Genomic DNA, 15,937 nt, shown 5'->3' on the forward strand with positions numbered 1-15,937 from the left:
CGACTTTACGATTCTAGCGTTTCTCTATTCGCAAAATAAAAATCACTAAAATAGTCTTCTCAAATTCATATAGTTACCTTGACTGCCTTTTGATAAGCTAGGATGTTGGCGTGAAAGTTTGGCATGGGGGCAATTATTAAGTATGAGTCCGCCTTGATAGCCTAGATAGCCCGTTCTGTAATCAAGAAAAATGGATTAGTAAATAATGGGAATTAAAAAACTGCTTTCGATATTTTTATTTTTTATGGCTTTTGCTAGCCACGTTCATCCTGCAGAAAATTATTCTCTTGTAGATGTTCAATGGCTGAAGCCATTAGTCTGTGAGCCCAACGTGACAATTCTCGATGTACGAAGGTCAGCAGAAGACTATAAAGCCGGCCACATCCCCTGTGCAGTTCACACCAATTATTACAAGGATGGATGGAGAACACGAAAAGACGGGGTGCCACACATGATGCCCACAGTACCGCATCTCGAGGCTCTCATGGGAAAATTGGGGATCACCAATGACAGTCACGTGGTCATTTATGGATCAGGAACGGGTGAATTTGATATCGCCGAGACTACTAGTATTTACCTAACTCTAAAATATCTAGGCCATGATAACGTTTCAATCCTCGATGGCGGTTTACCAGTTTGGATGGATGAATGGTCAACTGACTTTGATGTAGGGGTAACTGAAATCAGCCCCTCCGAATATACAGCCAAACCAAATTCCCATCTGCTGATATCCTCGGAGCAAGTCCAGAATTCCATAGATGGGAAAACTCCCCTTGTTGATATCCGTAGCAACGATATGTTTCTCGGAATTAATAAGGCATGGATGTTAAAAAGGCCAGGAACCATACCAGGTGCCTTAAACCTTCCCATGAGCTGGTTCACCATTAATTCCAGCCTATTGTTCCGCGACACCAAAAAATTAAAAAAATTGTTTTCTGCAGCCAATGTGCCGTTAACTGGCAAAACTATCTTCTTCTGCAATGCTGGCCTCGAAAGTTCCGTAGGTTGGTTTGTAGCACATGAGCTTCTCAATAACACAGAGGCAGTGTTGTATGATGGTTCACTCGCTGAATGGACTAAAAACCATGAACTTCCCATGACTAGGCATATTCAGCTTGACTGAACCTGTCGTTCCGCCATCAATTTACAGCTGGCACGTAAATTTTTTGATCAACGATTGTTAACCATTTGAAGAGAGGTGTTTTGTTTGGACCTAAACAAAGGAATCTCATACTCCTTCCAAGGCACCTGCAACCAAAAATATTTCCTTCCACTCCTTGATTGCAAAAGAAAAGTCCCCATATCATCTAATGTAGGTAATGCCGCGACAGGGTTCCTACAAGAAACCGGCCGCGCTTTGCGGGCCATACCTTAAATCGTGTTGCTCAATGGAGGATATGATAATGCACACTTTCGATCTCTCACCACTTTTCAGAACATCCGTTGGATTTGATCGCCTAAACCACCTTTTCGATGCTGCACTTCGTGTTGACGAGGACGCGTCCTTCCCACCATATAATATAGAGAAATTGGATGAAGAAAGTTACCGAATCTCAATCGCCATAGCTGGATATGGCGAGGATGACGTCGAAGTACTTGTGAAGGAAAATTCTCTCTCTGTAAGCGGTAAAATAGGGAAAGAGAAACAGGGACCCTCCTACCTTTACAGGGGCATTGCGGGACGATCGTTTGTTCGTCGTTTCCAGTTAGCTGATCACATAAAAGTGACCAATGCGGACTTAAACAACGGCCTCTTGAATATTGATCTGGTCAGGGAGTTACCAGAAGAAATGAGGCCAAAGCGCATCGCGATAAACACTAGCAAGACCCTAGGCTCAAGAAAGGCTGCTTAGCAACTCAAAATCATGATGAAGGTAGCGGACATTTTCCTCTACTAGAGGGAGATGGTTCGCTACCCGACCCCCTCCACAATAACCACCTCTCCTTCAGACGCTTTCTGACGCAACTCTATCAGAGGTGCATATTCGGCCGAGGTATACCAACGTCTTGCAGCTTCTTGGGAATCAAACTCGATCACAACTAAACGAGTTCGGGCAAGGGCTCCTTCCAGATTATCCATTGACCCACCACGAACAATGTAGCGGCCACCATAACGCTTAACTACAGCCGCAACTTGTTCTCCATATTTCTTAAAAAGATCAGGATCAGTTATGTCAATCTGGGCTATAACATATGCTGACATTAGCCTTCTTCCTTTCTTACTAAACCCCTTAAAAACAGCTTTATCACTCCCTAGGATGAACATCCTCTCCAAATAACCATTAGCTCAGAGCACTAGAGCTCAAACACTCAAAAACATCGCCACCATCAGGGGAGAGATTCAAAACATGCTTCCGGTGCCAAAGTGCAAAGAAAAGCAATATCCAGGCCGCCTGCCCTGCCCTTTTCCCGGGATTCTTAAATAATGGCACTATGGTTCCTGGCCTACATATCTCTTTCACTCCTGGCTGAGCCGCTACCAATTCGCCAAGATTATTACCACCGGCCGCCATCCATTCCCTAACGGGTACAGTGAACCCCTTCTTCTTCGAAAACGCCCCAGCCCGAGGTAAGCGCCTAGATAGCCACTTCCGTAAAAGCCATTTCCCTAGGCCCCGTTGAAGTTTGGCCTCATCAGGAAGCCTAAAGGCAAAATCGGCCAGCACCGGATCTAGGAATGGCGTTCTTCCCTCCAAACCGTGCGCCATCAGACACCGGTCTAATTTCAACAAAAGGTCATTGGGCAACCAATTTGCAAAATCTCGAGCCTGAATTCTCTGGAGATTTGTGGAGAAAGGGCCCTCATTGAACTCCTCGGAGAATGAAAAATCTACCCCTTCTATAAGTACACCTAGCCTATTGAAGAATGATTTAGGGGACCCACGTCCCCCCAACCAACGGGGTCTTAATTCTCGTCTATACCGACCATAGCCACCAAATAATTCATCTCCACCCTCCCCCGATAACACAACCTTGACATCTTTCGCAGCATGACGCGCCAGAATATATGTAGGAACAATCGCATAATCCGCACACGGATCGTCCAAAGCGGCCGCAATGTTTGGTAATTCTCTCCAAAAATCATCACACGTTATTCTAACTTCCGAATAGGAAGCACCCACCGATTCAGAAATATTTCGGGCATGTTTGGTCTCATCAGTCACCGAACTAGCATCAAATCCAGCCGTGTAAGTGATGACCGGATGGTCCTTTCGCCGCACCATCTCAGCTAAAATGCAGGCACTGTCTATACCTCCTGAAAAAAATAACCCATACGGCACATCGGATCGCTGATGGAATTCAATGCTCTCTGCAAGCTCTCGGTCAAGATCCCGCTCTAACTCGCTCAACGAAGAAACTAAAATCGGAGAAGTTGGCAGAGCATGGTTTTGGCGACGCTCGACAATCTTCCCTTTTTCGACCACTATGATTTCTCCTGGAGACACCCTTTTAACTTTTGGAAATATGGTTTCCACCCCAGGCACAAATTGTTTATTCAAGAGCCTAGAAACCAGAACTTTGGATATCCTTCTTTCCGCACATCCAGCCTTTAGCAATGCCTGCAGTTCAGAGGCGAAAAAGAACCCTTCGCTATCTTCCACAAAGTACAAAGGCTTTATACCAAAAGGATCCCTCGCTAAGACCAATCTCGCCCTTTGCTTATCGTAAATCGCAAAAGCATACATCCCTCGCAAACGATTAACAAAGTCGAGACCATATCGTGCATAGAGATGCAAGGGAGGCTCGCAATCAGACTTAGACTTTAACTTCACGTTATTCATCTCAGAGATTATCTCACGATAATTGTATATTTCGGCGTTACCAATTAAGTAGTTCTCTCCATTATCACACATCGGTTGCTGTCCAGTTTCTAGGTCAATTATGGAAAGACGCCTATGGGCTAGCCCTACATTATCGAACAAAACTTTTCCCTCGGAATCGGGCCCCCTGTGCTCAAGAGCCGAAGACATGATTTCCAACTGAATTACAGATGGCTTGAGACCTTCCCTCATCATCATTCCAGCTATTCCACACATCACCGTCTCACCGACTCAAAAAACCGAAGATATTTTTTGACAACAACCTCCTCAGAAAAATTTTCTTGGTAGTTTCGCAACCCTTGTACCGAAAGCCTTGCACCCATATCACCATCAACCCTAGTTACAGCATCGGCTATAGCTACGGGATTATTGACCTCACATAATAAACCATCCTTTTCATGTGAAATAAGTTCTCTTGGACCAGCTGATGCAGCCGCCACAACTGGTACCTCATGGGCCCAGGATTCTATAATAACGTTCCCTAAGGGTTCCTTTCTGGATGGGCAAACCAAGACGTCTGCAGATGCTAGAAGAGAAGCAACATCTCGTCTCCATCCCAAAAACCGAATCCGCTTTTCTATTCCAAGCTCTTTCGCCCGGACACGTAGAGACCTCTCCTCTGGCCCTGCTCCGGCTATCCAAAGCCAATGTTTTGGCAACATTTCCATGGATTCCAATAACACATCAAATGCTTTGTTAGCATGAAGCCGACCGAGACCTAAAACTAAGGGAACATCCTGCGGAGTGGCCAAGGTAGCTCTGTCTACCTCCTTAGATTTTTCTGGAGATACAAAATTTGGGAGATAATGCGTAGCGCTTTCTGGCCAACCTAGCTTACCAATATACCCAACCATTCCCATAGTGTTACCAATGAGGTGATCACATTTTTCAAAATATTTAAGCTTATAATAGCCCCCCAACCGCGCCACATGAACTGGACCACTTTCTGTCAAAGACCTAGAGCAGACCTCTGCCGCACGGCCCATCCAGCTCAACACCACATCCGGCTGCCATTCTCTAATTATTCTTCTCAAGGTGAACGGGGTCCGAAAATCCAGCCTTCGTCCAAAAGGAAGCAATTCCATATCCACTCCCTTTGCTTTCAATTCATTAACTCTATCGGGGTAAGCCCTGATAACTACTTTTTGACATATAGGCGTTTTTACAAATGCGGTGGCAAGCCTAACAAAAAACTCTTCTGCCCCACCCGTTTCGGCCCCACACATTACTTGCAAAACCTTCACTGAAGACCACCCCGACGCCTCAAATCGACCTTAAGATGCGAAATTAGCGGATAAAGGGCCGACATTAGGGCAACTGCAAATCCCCAACGTCCTTCCCGATAGCCCCGCCTTAAGAAATAACATTTGATAAACCTTCCCAACGATCGTCGAAGTGTCCAAATCATTGGAGGATTTTGCGCCTCCGAGGCCAACAAATCGGCCGCGCGCGCGTCGGTATAACGCTTGAGCCTCTCCAGCATATCGTTGAAGTCCTTGTCAACATAATGGCTGATCGGATTTTTTAACCAACGTTTTTCCCCCAACAAACTCAAAGACGGGTGAATACGCTGGCGTCCCCAACGCTTTGCGCCTCGACTAGAAAGACGCGGCGCTGCCATCACACCCCAAGATCCTCCCCATCCATATTTCACTAGCTTATCCCCTATGTAATTATCAAAAGGGACTAGAAAATAACCCGGGTCCGCTCCATCGATCACTTCTCTGATTTCTAGTAATAATTCATCTGATACTCGCTCATCTGCATCAACCTCTAATACCCACTCACCGCGACAAGAGTCCAAACCCAAGTTACGTCTCTCTCCCTCGATATCCCAGGATCCCTCAATTAAAAAGTCTGTGTAACGATTAGCAATCTCTCTAGACTTATCAGTGCAGCCATCCAGAACTACTACCAATTCATCCGCTGCCACTAAACGAGAAAGGCAGTCAGCCAACTGCCTCTCCTCATTATGAACAACCACCAGTACGGACAAACTAATTTCACTCTTCATTTCTCGACAGCCCGCCTGTGCTGCCCCCACAGAGTAATCGCAGCCTCTTCAACCTGATCCACACTCAAAGAAGACATCAAACTTCCGGTGTTACGATGATCGTAACCCGGTTCTCCTACTAATTCATCATATGTTTTTGGAGTCCTGATCCAAGCGGATTTGGAGCCCCAAGGACCATAATGCGCTTCCTTACTGGGCCCAAATAATCCCAGGGTGGGGATACCAGAAGCTGCCGCCATATGCATCAACCCGGAATCGTTTCCGACAAACAACGAACTTCGTCTAAGTACCGCATAAGCCGTAAGAAGATCAATTTTTCCAACCAAATTTACACGTTTTTCCGCTGGAATTTTCTCTAGCACTATTTTGGAACGAGGCAGCTCTGCTTTGCTTCCCAAAATGACCACAGAGGCACCGGCAAGAATACCTCCGGGTTGGGTCAATCGAAAAGCCAACTCAGAAAATCTTTCAAGCTTCCATTCCTTTCCCTTCCAGTTGGCCATGGCCCCCAAGGCCAACACTTTTTGTTTCGGCTCAATAATTTTTTGGGCTGCCTCCTCTTGGCGATCAGAAGTCCACAGGAATGGAGATGGTGGCGATGACCGCATCCCCATCACGTCACCCAACTGCTGAACTCTGTGTATTGATGGATCAACCCGCCTCATAACGTACCGGCGCCGGGCAAACAACATTCTACTCACGGGAGAATTTCGTAGGTCCACTATAATATCCCACTTAATACCTATACATATCTTCCACAGATCAAACCAATGAAGAGAGCAAACTTTCTTCTCCATGGCGACCAACTTTTTTAGACGAGGCATTTCCGAAAAAATTGGAGCAGCCGCTGGCCCACAGGCAATAGTGATATCTATGTTAGGATGTGATTGAATTAATTCCTTCAAAATACCAGTGGACAAAACTGCATCCCCTATCCGGGTAGAAGTGATGAAAAGTACCTTCATGAGAAAATCCGCTCTAGGTCGCTAGCCACATCATCCCAACTGCGCTTGGATTGCTCTTTCTTTGCAATCCTGCTCGCCTCCATAAAGAATTCATCATCATTTATTAGCCGGACAACCCGTTCCTTAAACACATCATCATCCACTGCGAGAAACCCTGTTTTATCATTCAAAAGACGTTCCCCAACGCCCCCTAGATCACGACTTACCGCAGGAAGGCCTGAAGACTGACTATCACCTAGTGTAGGGCACACAAGATCCCGAGGATCGCCTGGATACAAATGAGCCCTTGCAGCCCTGTAGACTTCTACCATCCGGATATCCGGAATCGGTTCAAAAATTTTGACACTAGAGTTGTGATTTTGCCCGGCCAACTGCAAAATTTCAGTTACCACCGGGTCCGGGACCTGGGTTCTTAACCCTCTAGACAACAGCGAGGAATAAACATGAAGTTCGGCATCAGGCACCTGATTAGATATTTGCTCAAACCAAAGTCGCACCAACCAGCTCATTCCATTTCTGGGATGGGTTGTTACAACCACGCGTTTAGGAGAACTTGATGCCATTCCTCTTGATAATCTATAGCAGTCAAGGGTCGCAGGTGGAAGCATCTCAGCAGATCTTAACTGCAAAGAGTGCGGCACGGTGGAACTCTGACAAAGTGTCTGCAATAATAATATTGGCTGCCTGCTGTTCATCGCCTTCAAAGGATCTGGTTTTGCCAGATATCCTGCATGACCACCCACCCAAAGTGCTGCTTTTTCCGCTCTGGGCACATAAGACAAGAGAGTCGGCTTCCGATGTGCTATCAACCAGTCAGAGTATGTTGCTTTGCATGTTTCAATCGGCTGCCAACTCACTCCCTCAACAACCACCCCTGACAAACATCGATTGAAAACTCGAACCGTGTGGCCACGTCTGGATAAGGCGGTGCTCAACGCCACCAATGCCTTCTCCCCGCCCCCAATTGCCCGTTTGGAAGGACTTTGGCCATCAAAAGGCACCGAATCATCTAGGAAAGTAATCAACATCAAGTCACTTATACGATGTTCCTTGCGGTTCTGCCAAGCAAAGGCTGAAGGCATAATTAGGAAGCCAAAGAAGAAGGTGTTATAATAACTTAGTGGCTTAAGGGCAGTTAATATGATTTTTTATGAGGTTTTATACGATCGAGGGGTGGTAGCGGTTGAAGGTCCGGACGCACGAACTTTCCTTCAAGCTATGATCTCTAATGACGTTAATAATATTTCCCCTAGTACTTCAATTTATGCCGCCATGTTGACGCCCCAAGGAAAATACCTTCACGATTTTGTGATTAGTCAAGTAGACCATAGGTTTCTTCTCGACACTGAACAAGGCCGCATATCGGACTTGGTTAACCGCCTTACCCTTTTTCGCCTTGGAGCAAAGGTTACAATCACGGCTATAAAGGAGGATACCCTGATAGCAGCCTTCTGGCGAAAAGCCAGCCCTCTCATTTTAGCCAGCGATCACAAACCCGGTCATACAACCACAATATCAGGTTGCTCCGTAGTATTAGATCCACGCCTTGCCGCGTTAGGATACAGAGTTATAGGAAGCAAACTTAATATAGAAAAATTTATCAGTCGCGAATTACCTGATTCTGCCACTAAGTCGAATTTTGATTCACACCGGTTGGAAAATGGAGTGCCAGACGGAAGTCGCGATATACAGGTAAACAAATCATTTCTTTTAGAGAGTAACTTTGAAGAGCTTAACGGAGTTGCTTTTGATAAGGGATGCTATGTAGGGCAGGAAAATACCGCACGCCAAAAACACCGAGGCACAATCCGCCGAAGATTAGTAAAGGTAAATATTTCTGGTCCCGCTCCAGTAAATAATGAAAGAATTTTATGGAAGAACACGGAAATCGGCAAAATGAGATCTGTGAGAGATAACGTAGGAATGGCAACTATTCGCCTAGATCGTTGGACAGAAGCCAAAGCTCAAAATGCTGAATTCCGTGCAGGCTCCGCAATAGTGGTCCCCGTCCTCCCTAAGTGGATGGGCCTTGAAAATATGTAAGCCATTGCCCTCAAGAACGGCAACATCGTTTTTCCCTAATCACCTTTAATAATTTCGCCGATCGACGTCTGGGCTGCAGCTAGTCTCGCGATAGGCACGCGGTACGCTGAACACGAAACGTAGTCCAAACCAATTTTATGACAAAAAGAAATAGAGCTAGGATCTCCCCCATGCTCGCCACATATACCTAGTTTGATATCCGGACGAGTTGTTCGACCGCGATCCGTAGCTATTCGGATTAGCTCGCCAACTCCGTCCTCATCAATAGAAACAAATGGATCCTGCTCTACAATATTAGTCTCATGATATGTTGGAAGGAAATGCCCTGAATCATCTCGGCTTATACCAAAGGTAGTCTGGGTTAAATCATTGGTGCCAAAACTAAAAAATTCTGCCTCCTTTGCCAGGGATCCTGCAAAAAGGCAAGCCCTCGGCAATTCCACCATTGTTCCAACTAAATAAGACAATTTCGTTTGAAGAGAATTCTCTATTTCCTTGGCTACAAGGTCAATCCGCGACCTAATAATCTTCAATTCAGCCTTGGTAGCAACCAGTGGGATCATTATTTCAAGATGGACTGGGTTCCCGCGCCTTTGCTTAACCTCCACCGCTGCCTCAAAAATCGCCCGCGCCTGCATTTCATATATTTCCGGATGCGTTATTCCTAATCGGCAACCACGGTGACCTAACATAGGATTCAACTCGTGAAGTTGGGTAGCCCTGTTTCTTACAGCGACTTCCGTGCTGTCCGTTGACCTAGCAAACTCTGCGAATTCCGAATCAGTCTTAGGCAAGAATTCATGCAGCGGAGGATCTAACAACCTTATAGTTACAGGCAATCCTTCCATAATCTCAAACAACTCTACAAAATCATTGCGCTGCATCGGTTGCACCTTTGCAAGTGCGCCTGACCTATCATGACTATTCTTTGCCATTATCATTTCTCGCATGGCCGAAATTCTGGACGCATCGAAGAACATATGCTCCGTGCGACACAAACCTATCCCTTCTGCACCAAACTTTCGTGCAATAGCTGCATCTTCGGGTGTCTCAGCATTGGCCCTCACCTTAAGAGTCCGACACTCATCCACCCAAGCCATGAAAGTATCAAAATCTCCGCCCAGTTCGGGCTGGACTGTCGCAACTCGACCCTCCATGATCTCCCCAGTAGAACCATCTATAGTCATAGTTTCCCCAGATTTGATCGTTTTTCCTGCGACTACTAGGGTCTTCGCAGAGTAATCTATTTGCACCTCACTGGCGCCACTTACGCAAGGACGCCCCATACCTCGAGCGACCACCGCCGCATGACTTGTCATACCACCGCGAGCCGTTAAAATACCAACAGCCGCATGCATCCCGTGAATATCCTCTGGACTCGTTTCCACTCTGGCTAACAAGACTTTTTCACCAGCATGGGACAGCCTCTCCGCCTCATCTGCCTCAAATACAAGCTTTCCAGTTGCCGCCCCTGGGGAGGCAGCCAAACCACGCGCGAGAACAACTCGTGAGGCGTCCGGGTCCAAAGTAGGATGCAATAATTGTTCCAGAGAAGAAGGTTCGATCCGCATCACTGCTTCCCGAGGCTCTATGAGCCCTTCTTTAGCCATAGCCACTGAAACCTTAAGAGCTGCCTGTGCTGTTCTCTTTGCATTACGGGTCTGCAACATCCAAAGAAAACCCTTTTGAACAGTGAACTCAATATCTTGCATATCACGATAATGGGCCTCTAGACTCGCACATACATTTTGCAGTTCCTGGTAAATCTCCGGCATGGCTTCCTCCATAGCCAAGCTTTCGACACCACCTCTCGACTTTTCCTTGAGGGTCAATGGCTGTGGTGTTCGTATACCAGCGACGACATCTTCCCCTTGGGCATTCACAAGGTATTCTCCATAAATTTCGTTATTGCCCGTGGAAGGGTCCCGCGTAAAGGCAACCCCAGTTGCACAGTCGTTCCCCATATTTCCGAAAACCATAGCTTGGACATTGACAGCCGTTCCCCAACTCTCTGGAATATTGTGCAACTTGCGATACGTTTTAGCTCGTTGGTTCATCCAACTACCAAACACAGCGCCAATGGCACCCCACAATTGCGCAAGCGGGTCTTGAGGAAATGGTTTTCCACATTGCCGTTCAATCTCAGCGGCATAGCTGGCTATTATTGCCTGCCAGTCTTCTGCCAGCATCTCAGTATCAAGGGATAAATTTCTCTGCTCTTTATAATCTTCTAATATATCCTCAAAATGATGATGGGCTACGCCTAACACAACGCTCCCGTACATTTGAATGAAGCGCCTGTAGCTGTCATAAGCAAACCGCCTATCCTTACTTTGCTCAGCCAAACCTTCGACTGTTTTATCATTTAGACCAAGGTTTAGTACGGTATCCATCATACCCGGCATAGAAGCTCTGCCGCCCGATCGTACAGATACTAAAAGTGGGTTTTCCGAGCTTCCAAATCTGGCCGAGACAGCATTTTCCACTTCTGAAAGAGCCGCTACTACCTGAGATTCAAGCCCTTCCGGATACTGCTCATTATTTTTATAAAAATTCGTGCATACTTCGGTGGTGATCGTAAAGCCGGGTGGAACAGGTAACCCTAAACTGCCCATTTCCGCTAGATTTGCACCTTTCCCGCCAAGAAGGTCGCGCATGCTCGCACTACCTTCTGCTGACCCCGAACTAAATGCATAGACCCACTTAATCATAGATTGCCCCATACCCGAGCTCACCCTTCTATAACCGAAAAATCTGCAACTGATCCCAGGAGGGCGCCAACCCTTCCCAGCAAACAAAGTCTATTTACACGAATTTCATCATTTTCAACATTAACCTTGACCTGTTCAAAGAAGTTAGCGACAGCCGCCCCTAACTGAACCACACTCTTCATTGCACCAACAAAATCCTCGTCTACCAAAGCCTTCTGTATTTGCACATCCATAGATTCAAGCCTATCAAGAAGTGTTTTTTCCGCCGGTTCGGATAAAAGTTCGGGAACCACTTTTCCCCTAAAACTCACCTTTTTCCTTCTCTCTTCTATTTGCACAATACTCATTGCCCTACTATAAACTCCTAACATCTGAAGCCCATCAGCAGAAGATAAAAAGTCATGTAATGCCTCAATCCGAAGCTGAAGCCGTACTAGATCAGCATTGTCAGGAACAGAGAACGCAGCCTCCACAATATCATGCCGAAATCCCATCTCACGAAGATAAACCTTCAGACGATCCAGGATAAACAGCAAAACTACCTCTCCAATTTTATCCCCACATGCAATATCTTGACCTATATAAGTTTCTCTGCTCCACGCAATCATTGCAGACAACGACACCCGCACCTTATTCTCAAGTATTATCCGCACAATGCCCAAAGCAGCTCTGCGCAAAGCAAATGGGTCTTTGGAACCCGTTGGGCGTTCGCCCGCAGTGAACATCCCAACCAGCGTATCAATTTTATCGGCGAGAGCCAAACAAATGCAGTTTGGTTCAGTGGGACAAGACATAGTTGGCCCAAGAGGGGCATAGTGACCCCCAATTGCTTCGGCAACAGGCCCCGGCTCGCCCTGGGCCAGGGCATAGTATTTCCCCATCACACCCTGGAGTTCAGCAAACTCGCCTACCATTTCCGTGACAAGATCAGCCTTACAAAGTGCAGCTGCCCGCTGTAACGACTCTGAATCAGTGCCTGGTACAAACCTCCCTATTTTTGGAGCTAAAACCGACAGCCGGACAACCTTATCAGCAACTGATCCGAGTTTTGTATGGAAAGTAATGTGCGAAAGACCCTTTCCATGATCAGAAAGTGAAATCGCCTTGTCCGTTTCCCAGAAGAATTTCGCATCGTGTAATCGTGCCCTCAGAACACGTTCATTCCCATCTACTATCCCATTGGTTTTAGAAAGACTCTCTATGTTAGACACCATTATAAACCACGGCGCCAATGCTCCCTCTTTGGTGTGCAACGGAAAATACTTCTGATGGCTTTTCATGGAGGTAATCAGAACCTCATCGGGTAATGTCAAAAACTCTTGCTCTATCGCCCCCATAAATACCACCGGCCATTCCACAAGGCCCGCATTCTCATTTACGATGTCACCATCCAAATTTGTAGACAAGCCCTTTGCCGTAGCTAGGGCCAAAGCATTTTCCTCAATAGTTCTTTTCCGCGCTTCCCTATCAATCTGAACATATGTTGACTTTAATTGATCCTTGTACTCGTCAAAATTAGCGGGAGCGAACGTATCACAAGCCAAGAATTTATGCCCCCGCGTTTCGCTTCCAAAACAAAGTGTTTCTCCCGACCCCTTCCCGCGGACTACACCTAAATCAATACCCCCATTTACAACCTTCCCATCAAAAATACATAAAATAGACTCAATTGGACGCACCCATCTAAAGCTTCCCGCACCCCACCGCATGGACTTAGGCCAGCGCATCTCGCTCAAAATCTCTTTCACCAATTGAGACAAAATATCTCTGGTTTTACGACCTCCGACACGAAGGCGTGCTACATAAAATTCATTATTTTTGATTTTTTTTATCTCTATATCGGGATGATCTACCGAATCATAGCCCACTGATTCTAAAAAACCACCGACCGCCTTAGGGTTTGCACCTACCTTTGGTCCTTTTCGCTCCTCTATAATTTCTTTCTGTTCCTTTGGAAGTCCATCCACTAATAAAATCAGCCGTTGCGGCGTGGAATACGATTTTAGCAGCTTAAACTCCATCCGATGCTCTCTTAATTTAAGGCGAAACGCATCCGCCAAACCTGATATTCCCTTATCCTGCATCCGTGCAGGCATCTCTTCTGATAATATCTCGAGTAGAAATTCCGACATATTAGCCCGGGGTCTTTTGGCGATTCGAAGCCAACCAAGATTCGCAGCAGTTTCTTGCTAGAGCACGCACGCGGCTTATATATGCCTGGCGCTCAGTAACACTAATGACCCCGCGAGCATCAAGTAAATTAAATAGATGACTTGCCGCAATGCACTGATCATACGCGGGTAAGGTTAAACCATTCTCTAAAAGGTCCGCACATGAGACTTCTGCATCATCAAAATTTCGCCTTAAGATTGTTACATTGGCTTTCTCAAAATTATAAGCGGAATATTGTCGTTCAGATTCGAGAAATACGTCCCCATAAGTTACCCCGGCACCATTCCAATCTAGTTCATATATATTTTCTACTCCTTGAACATACATCGCCAATCTTTCCAAGCCGTAGGTCAATTCCCCTGAAACGACCTCACAATCAATTCCCCCCACCTGCTGAAAATACGTGAACTGAGACACCTCCATCCCATCACACCATACCTCCCAGCCTAAACCCCAAGCTCCAAGCGTTGGACTCTCCCAATCGTCCTCTACAAAACGCACATCGTGCTTTCTATAATCTATTCCTAAGGCCAACAAACTATCCAGATAGAGCCGCTGTATCTCCTTCGGAGACGGTTTCAAAAGCACCTGGAACTGGTAGTAATGCTGCAGTCTATTTGGATTTACCCCATAGCGGCCATCTGCCGGCCGTCTGCAGGGTTGAACATATGCTACGCGCCAGGGATCCGGCCCTAAACTCCTCAAAAGAGTAGCAGGATGAAATGTCCCAGCACCAACACTCAAATCGTAAGGCTGCATCAGCACACACCCTTCCGAAGACCAATAGCCCTGCAATGTCAAAATCAACTGCTGGAAAGACGTTGCGGTCCCCGTATTTGTCTGGCTCAACACTGTTCAATCACCAGACAGATAACGATATTTTGGATGACACTTAGATTCGATCATTACCAACTCTCAACATCACGGAAGTAAACCCGCCACAATCATGCTCGTATCATCACTTGCCACAATCCTGGGCATCCTAATCCCTATTTTACCCAGGATATGGACAATCAGGTTGGCCGCAGGATTTAGCCCCCTTAGTCGCCGAATAGTATGTGCCGCAATGAGCGCACTGAACCATATCCTCAGCCTCCAGCACCGAAGAAGGCTTCGGGCTGCGTTTTTTGGCATTTCTAACCTGCGCCCGTCGCTTTTTGTCAATACGCCCAATTAGCTTAAAGCCGTACCATACAATCACAATTATAGCGATGGTGAAGAGCAGCTTTTGTATACTAAACCCGAACATACCCCTATTTGAACAGTCCAGACCCGAAGGTCAAGCGTTTCCAGCGTATTAACCCAAAATCCAGCTTTTAACTCAGAAACTCCTACTCCAAAATAAGCCCTAAAGCCCATACCTTGACCAGAGGGCTTGCGCTTCCACCTGACACCATAGCTTATCTACAAACTCGGCCGGGAAGTGCCCATCAAAAAAGTTATTTTGGCCTACTCCCATTCTCCTCCGGAACCAATTTTTTGGCGCCTCCACAAATTTAATCCGGACATCCTCTCCAAAACGTTGGCGGGTGATTGAATAGAGGTCTCCCAATCCGTCAACTAGGCCCAGCTCTAGCGCACGTTTGCCAGTCCAGACATCCCCATTAAAAAGAATTTCCGCGTCTCCATTGAGTCGTTTCCCACGGCGTTGCTGAACATACTCTATAAAGCCCTCATAAATCTCTTTCTGTATACCCTTCAGCATGGCAATCCCATCGGGATCCTCTGCCTTAAAGGGATCCAACATCGCCTTGTGTTTGCCCTCAGAGTAAACTCGCCTCTCTACACCCATACGATGGATTGCCTCCTGAAAACCAAAGCCTGAAGAAATAACCCCAATGGAGCCAACAATTGAATTTGAATCAGCAAAGATCTCATCAGCTGCACAGGCGAGCCAATATCCCCCCGACGCTGCAACATCCTCCAAAAATGCAAAAATTGGGAGACTTTTCTCAGATGCCAAAGCTCTAATACGACGACTGATCAACGCGGATTGCACAGGGGAACCACCAGGCGAATTAATGGATAAAGCAATAGCTTTAACCCCCCTCATGGAAAATGCCCGCCGAATAGATTGGTCCAAAGAGGCTATACTCAACCCTCCGGAAACAGGCCTCCCAGAAGCGGCAATAACGCCCGACAACCTCAAAACCGCCACCTTAGGAACGGGCCTGGAAAACGGCCAAACTCTCATTACCCTAACCTTTCATA

General features: G+C 46.5%; 14 protein-coding genes. 3 read left to right on the forward strand and 11 right to left on the reverse strand.

Annotated elements, in window-relative coordinates; all coding sequences use genetic code 11:
* Positions 1 to 205: 205 nt before the first annotated feature.
* Both CMM32_10965 and CMM32_10970 read left to right on the forward strand, forming a co-directional pair.
* Positions 206 to 1,123 (forward strand): sulfurtransferase, encoded by a 918-nt coding sequence (locus tag CMM32_10965; GenBank protein ID MBT07415.1) that lies wholly within the window; start codon positions 206 to 208, stop codon positions 1,121 to 1,123.
* A 280-nt stretch (positions 1,124 to 1,403) separates the two neighbouring features.
* The gene (locus tag CMM32_10970) at positions 1,404 to 1,853 is read left to right on the forward strand and encodes a heat-shock protein (GenBank protein ID MBT07416.1); all 450 of its coding nucleotides are present in this window, start codon (positions 1,404 to 1,406) and stop codon (positions 1,851 to 1,853) included.
* A 59-nt stretch (positions 1,854 to 1,912) separates the two neighbouring features.
* Here the strand turns inward: CMM32_10970 and CMM32_10975 are convergent, their stop codons facing one another.
* From CMM32_10975 to CMM32_11000, 6 genes are all read right to left on the reverse strand, one after another.
* Positions 1,913 to 2,203: a D-fructose-6-phosphate amidotransferase gene (locus CMM32_10975; protein MBT07417.1), complete on the reverse strand. Its 291-nt coding sequence runs from the start codon at positions 2,201 to 2,203 to the stop codon at positions 1,913 to 1,915.
* 79 nt (positions 2,204 to 2,282) lie between these two features.
* Positions 2,283 to 4,037: an asparagine synthase (glutamine-hydrolyzing) gene (asnB, locus tag CMM32_10980; protein MBT07418.1), complete on the reverse strand. Its 1,755-nt coding sequence runs from the start codon at positions 4,035 to 4,037 to the stop codon at positions 2,283 to 2,285.
* The gene (locus CMM32_10985; protein ID MBT07419.1) at positions 4,037 to 5,047 is read right to left on the reverse strand and encodes a glycosyl transferase; all 1,011 of its coding nucleotides are present in this window, start codon (positions 5,045 to 5,047) and stop codon (positions 4,037 to 4,039) included. The genes asnB and CMM32_10985 overlap by 1 nt, the downstream gene beginning before the upstream one ends.
* Before the next feature lie 14 nt (positions 5,048 to 5,061).
* Positions 5,062 to 5,835 (reverse strand): glycosyl transferase, encoded by a 774-nt coding sequence (locus tag CMM32_10990; GenBank protein MBT07420.1) that lies wholly within the window; start codon positions 5,833 to 5,835, stop codon positions 5,062 to 5,064.
* Positions 5,832 to 6,800 (reverse strand): glycosyltransferase 9 family protein, encoded by a 969-nt coding sequence (locus CMM32_10995; GenBank protein MBT07421.1) that lies wholly within the window; start codon positions 6,798 to 6,800, stop codon positions 5,832 to 5,834. Before CMM32_10995 ends, CMM32_10990 begins: the two co-directional genes overlap by 4 nt.
* Positions 6,797 to 7,882 carry a hypothetical protein gene (locus CMM32_11000; protein MBT07422.1) on the reverse strand — a complete coding sequence of 362 codons (1,086 nt, stop codon included), beginning with the start codon at positions 7,880 to 7,882 and terminating at the stop codon, positions 6,797 to 6,799. Before CMM32_11000 ends, CMM32_10995 begins: the two co-directional genes overlap by 4 nt.
* A 58-nt stretch (positions 7,883 to 7,940) precedes the next feature.
* Between CMM32_11000 and CMM32_11005 the strand changes: the two genes are divergently transcribed.
* Complete coding sequence (locus tag CMM32_11005) at positions 7,941 to 8,843, forward strand: glycine cleavage system protein T (GenBank protein ID MBT07423.1); 903 nt, start codon at positions 7,941 to 7,943, stop codon at positions 8,841 to 8,843.
* Positions 8,844 to 8,878: 35 nt separating this feature from the next.
* Here the strand turns inward: CMM32_11005 and CMM32_11010 are convergent, their stop codons facing one another.
* The 5 genes from CMM32_11010 to CMM32_11030 form a co-directional block, all read right to left on the reverse strand.
* Complete coding sequence (locus CMM32_11010) at positions 8,879 to 11,554, reverse strand: pyruvate, phosphate dikinase (GenBank protein MBT07424.1); 2,676 nt, start codon at positions 11,552 to 11,554, stop codon at positions 8,879 to 8,881.
* A gap of 20 nt (positions 11,555 to 11,574) precedes the next feature.
* Positions 11,575 to 13,686 (reverse strand): glycine--tRNA ligase subunit beta, encoded by a 2,112-nt coding sequence (locus tag CMM32_11015; GenBank protein MBT07425.1) that lies wholly within the window; start codon positions 13,684 to 13,686, stop codon positions 11,575 to 11,577.
* A gap of 1 nt (position 13,687) precedes the next feature.
* A complete protein-coding gene (locus CMM32_11020; GenBank protein MBT07426.1) occupies positions 13,688 to 14,575 on the reverse strand; it encodes a glycine--tRNA ligase subunit alpha in 888 nt (295 codons plus the stop codon).
* Positions 14,576 to 14,720: 145 nt separating this feature from the next.
* Entirely contained in the window at positions 14,721 to 14,975 is a 255-nt protein-coding gene (locus CMM32_11025; GenBank protein ID MBT07427.1) for a hypothetical protein, read from the reverse strand.
* 99 nt (positions 14,976 to 15,074) lie between these two features.
* Complete coding sequence (locus tag CMM32_11030) at positions 15,075 to 15,920, reverse strand: S49 family peptidase (protein MBT07428.1); 846 nt, start codon at positions 15,918 to 15,920, stop codon at positions 15,075 to 15,077.
* Between the last annotated feature and the right edge of the window lie 17 nt (positions 15,921 to 15,937).

The sequence above is a fragment of the Rhodospirillaceae bacterium genome (assembly GCA_002728255.1).
GTDB lineage: Bacteria > Pseudomonadota > Alphaproteobacteria > UBA7887 > UBA7887.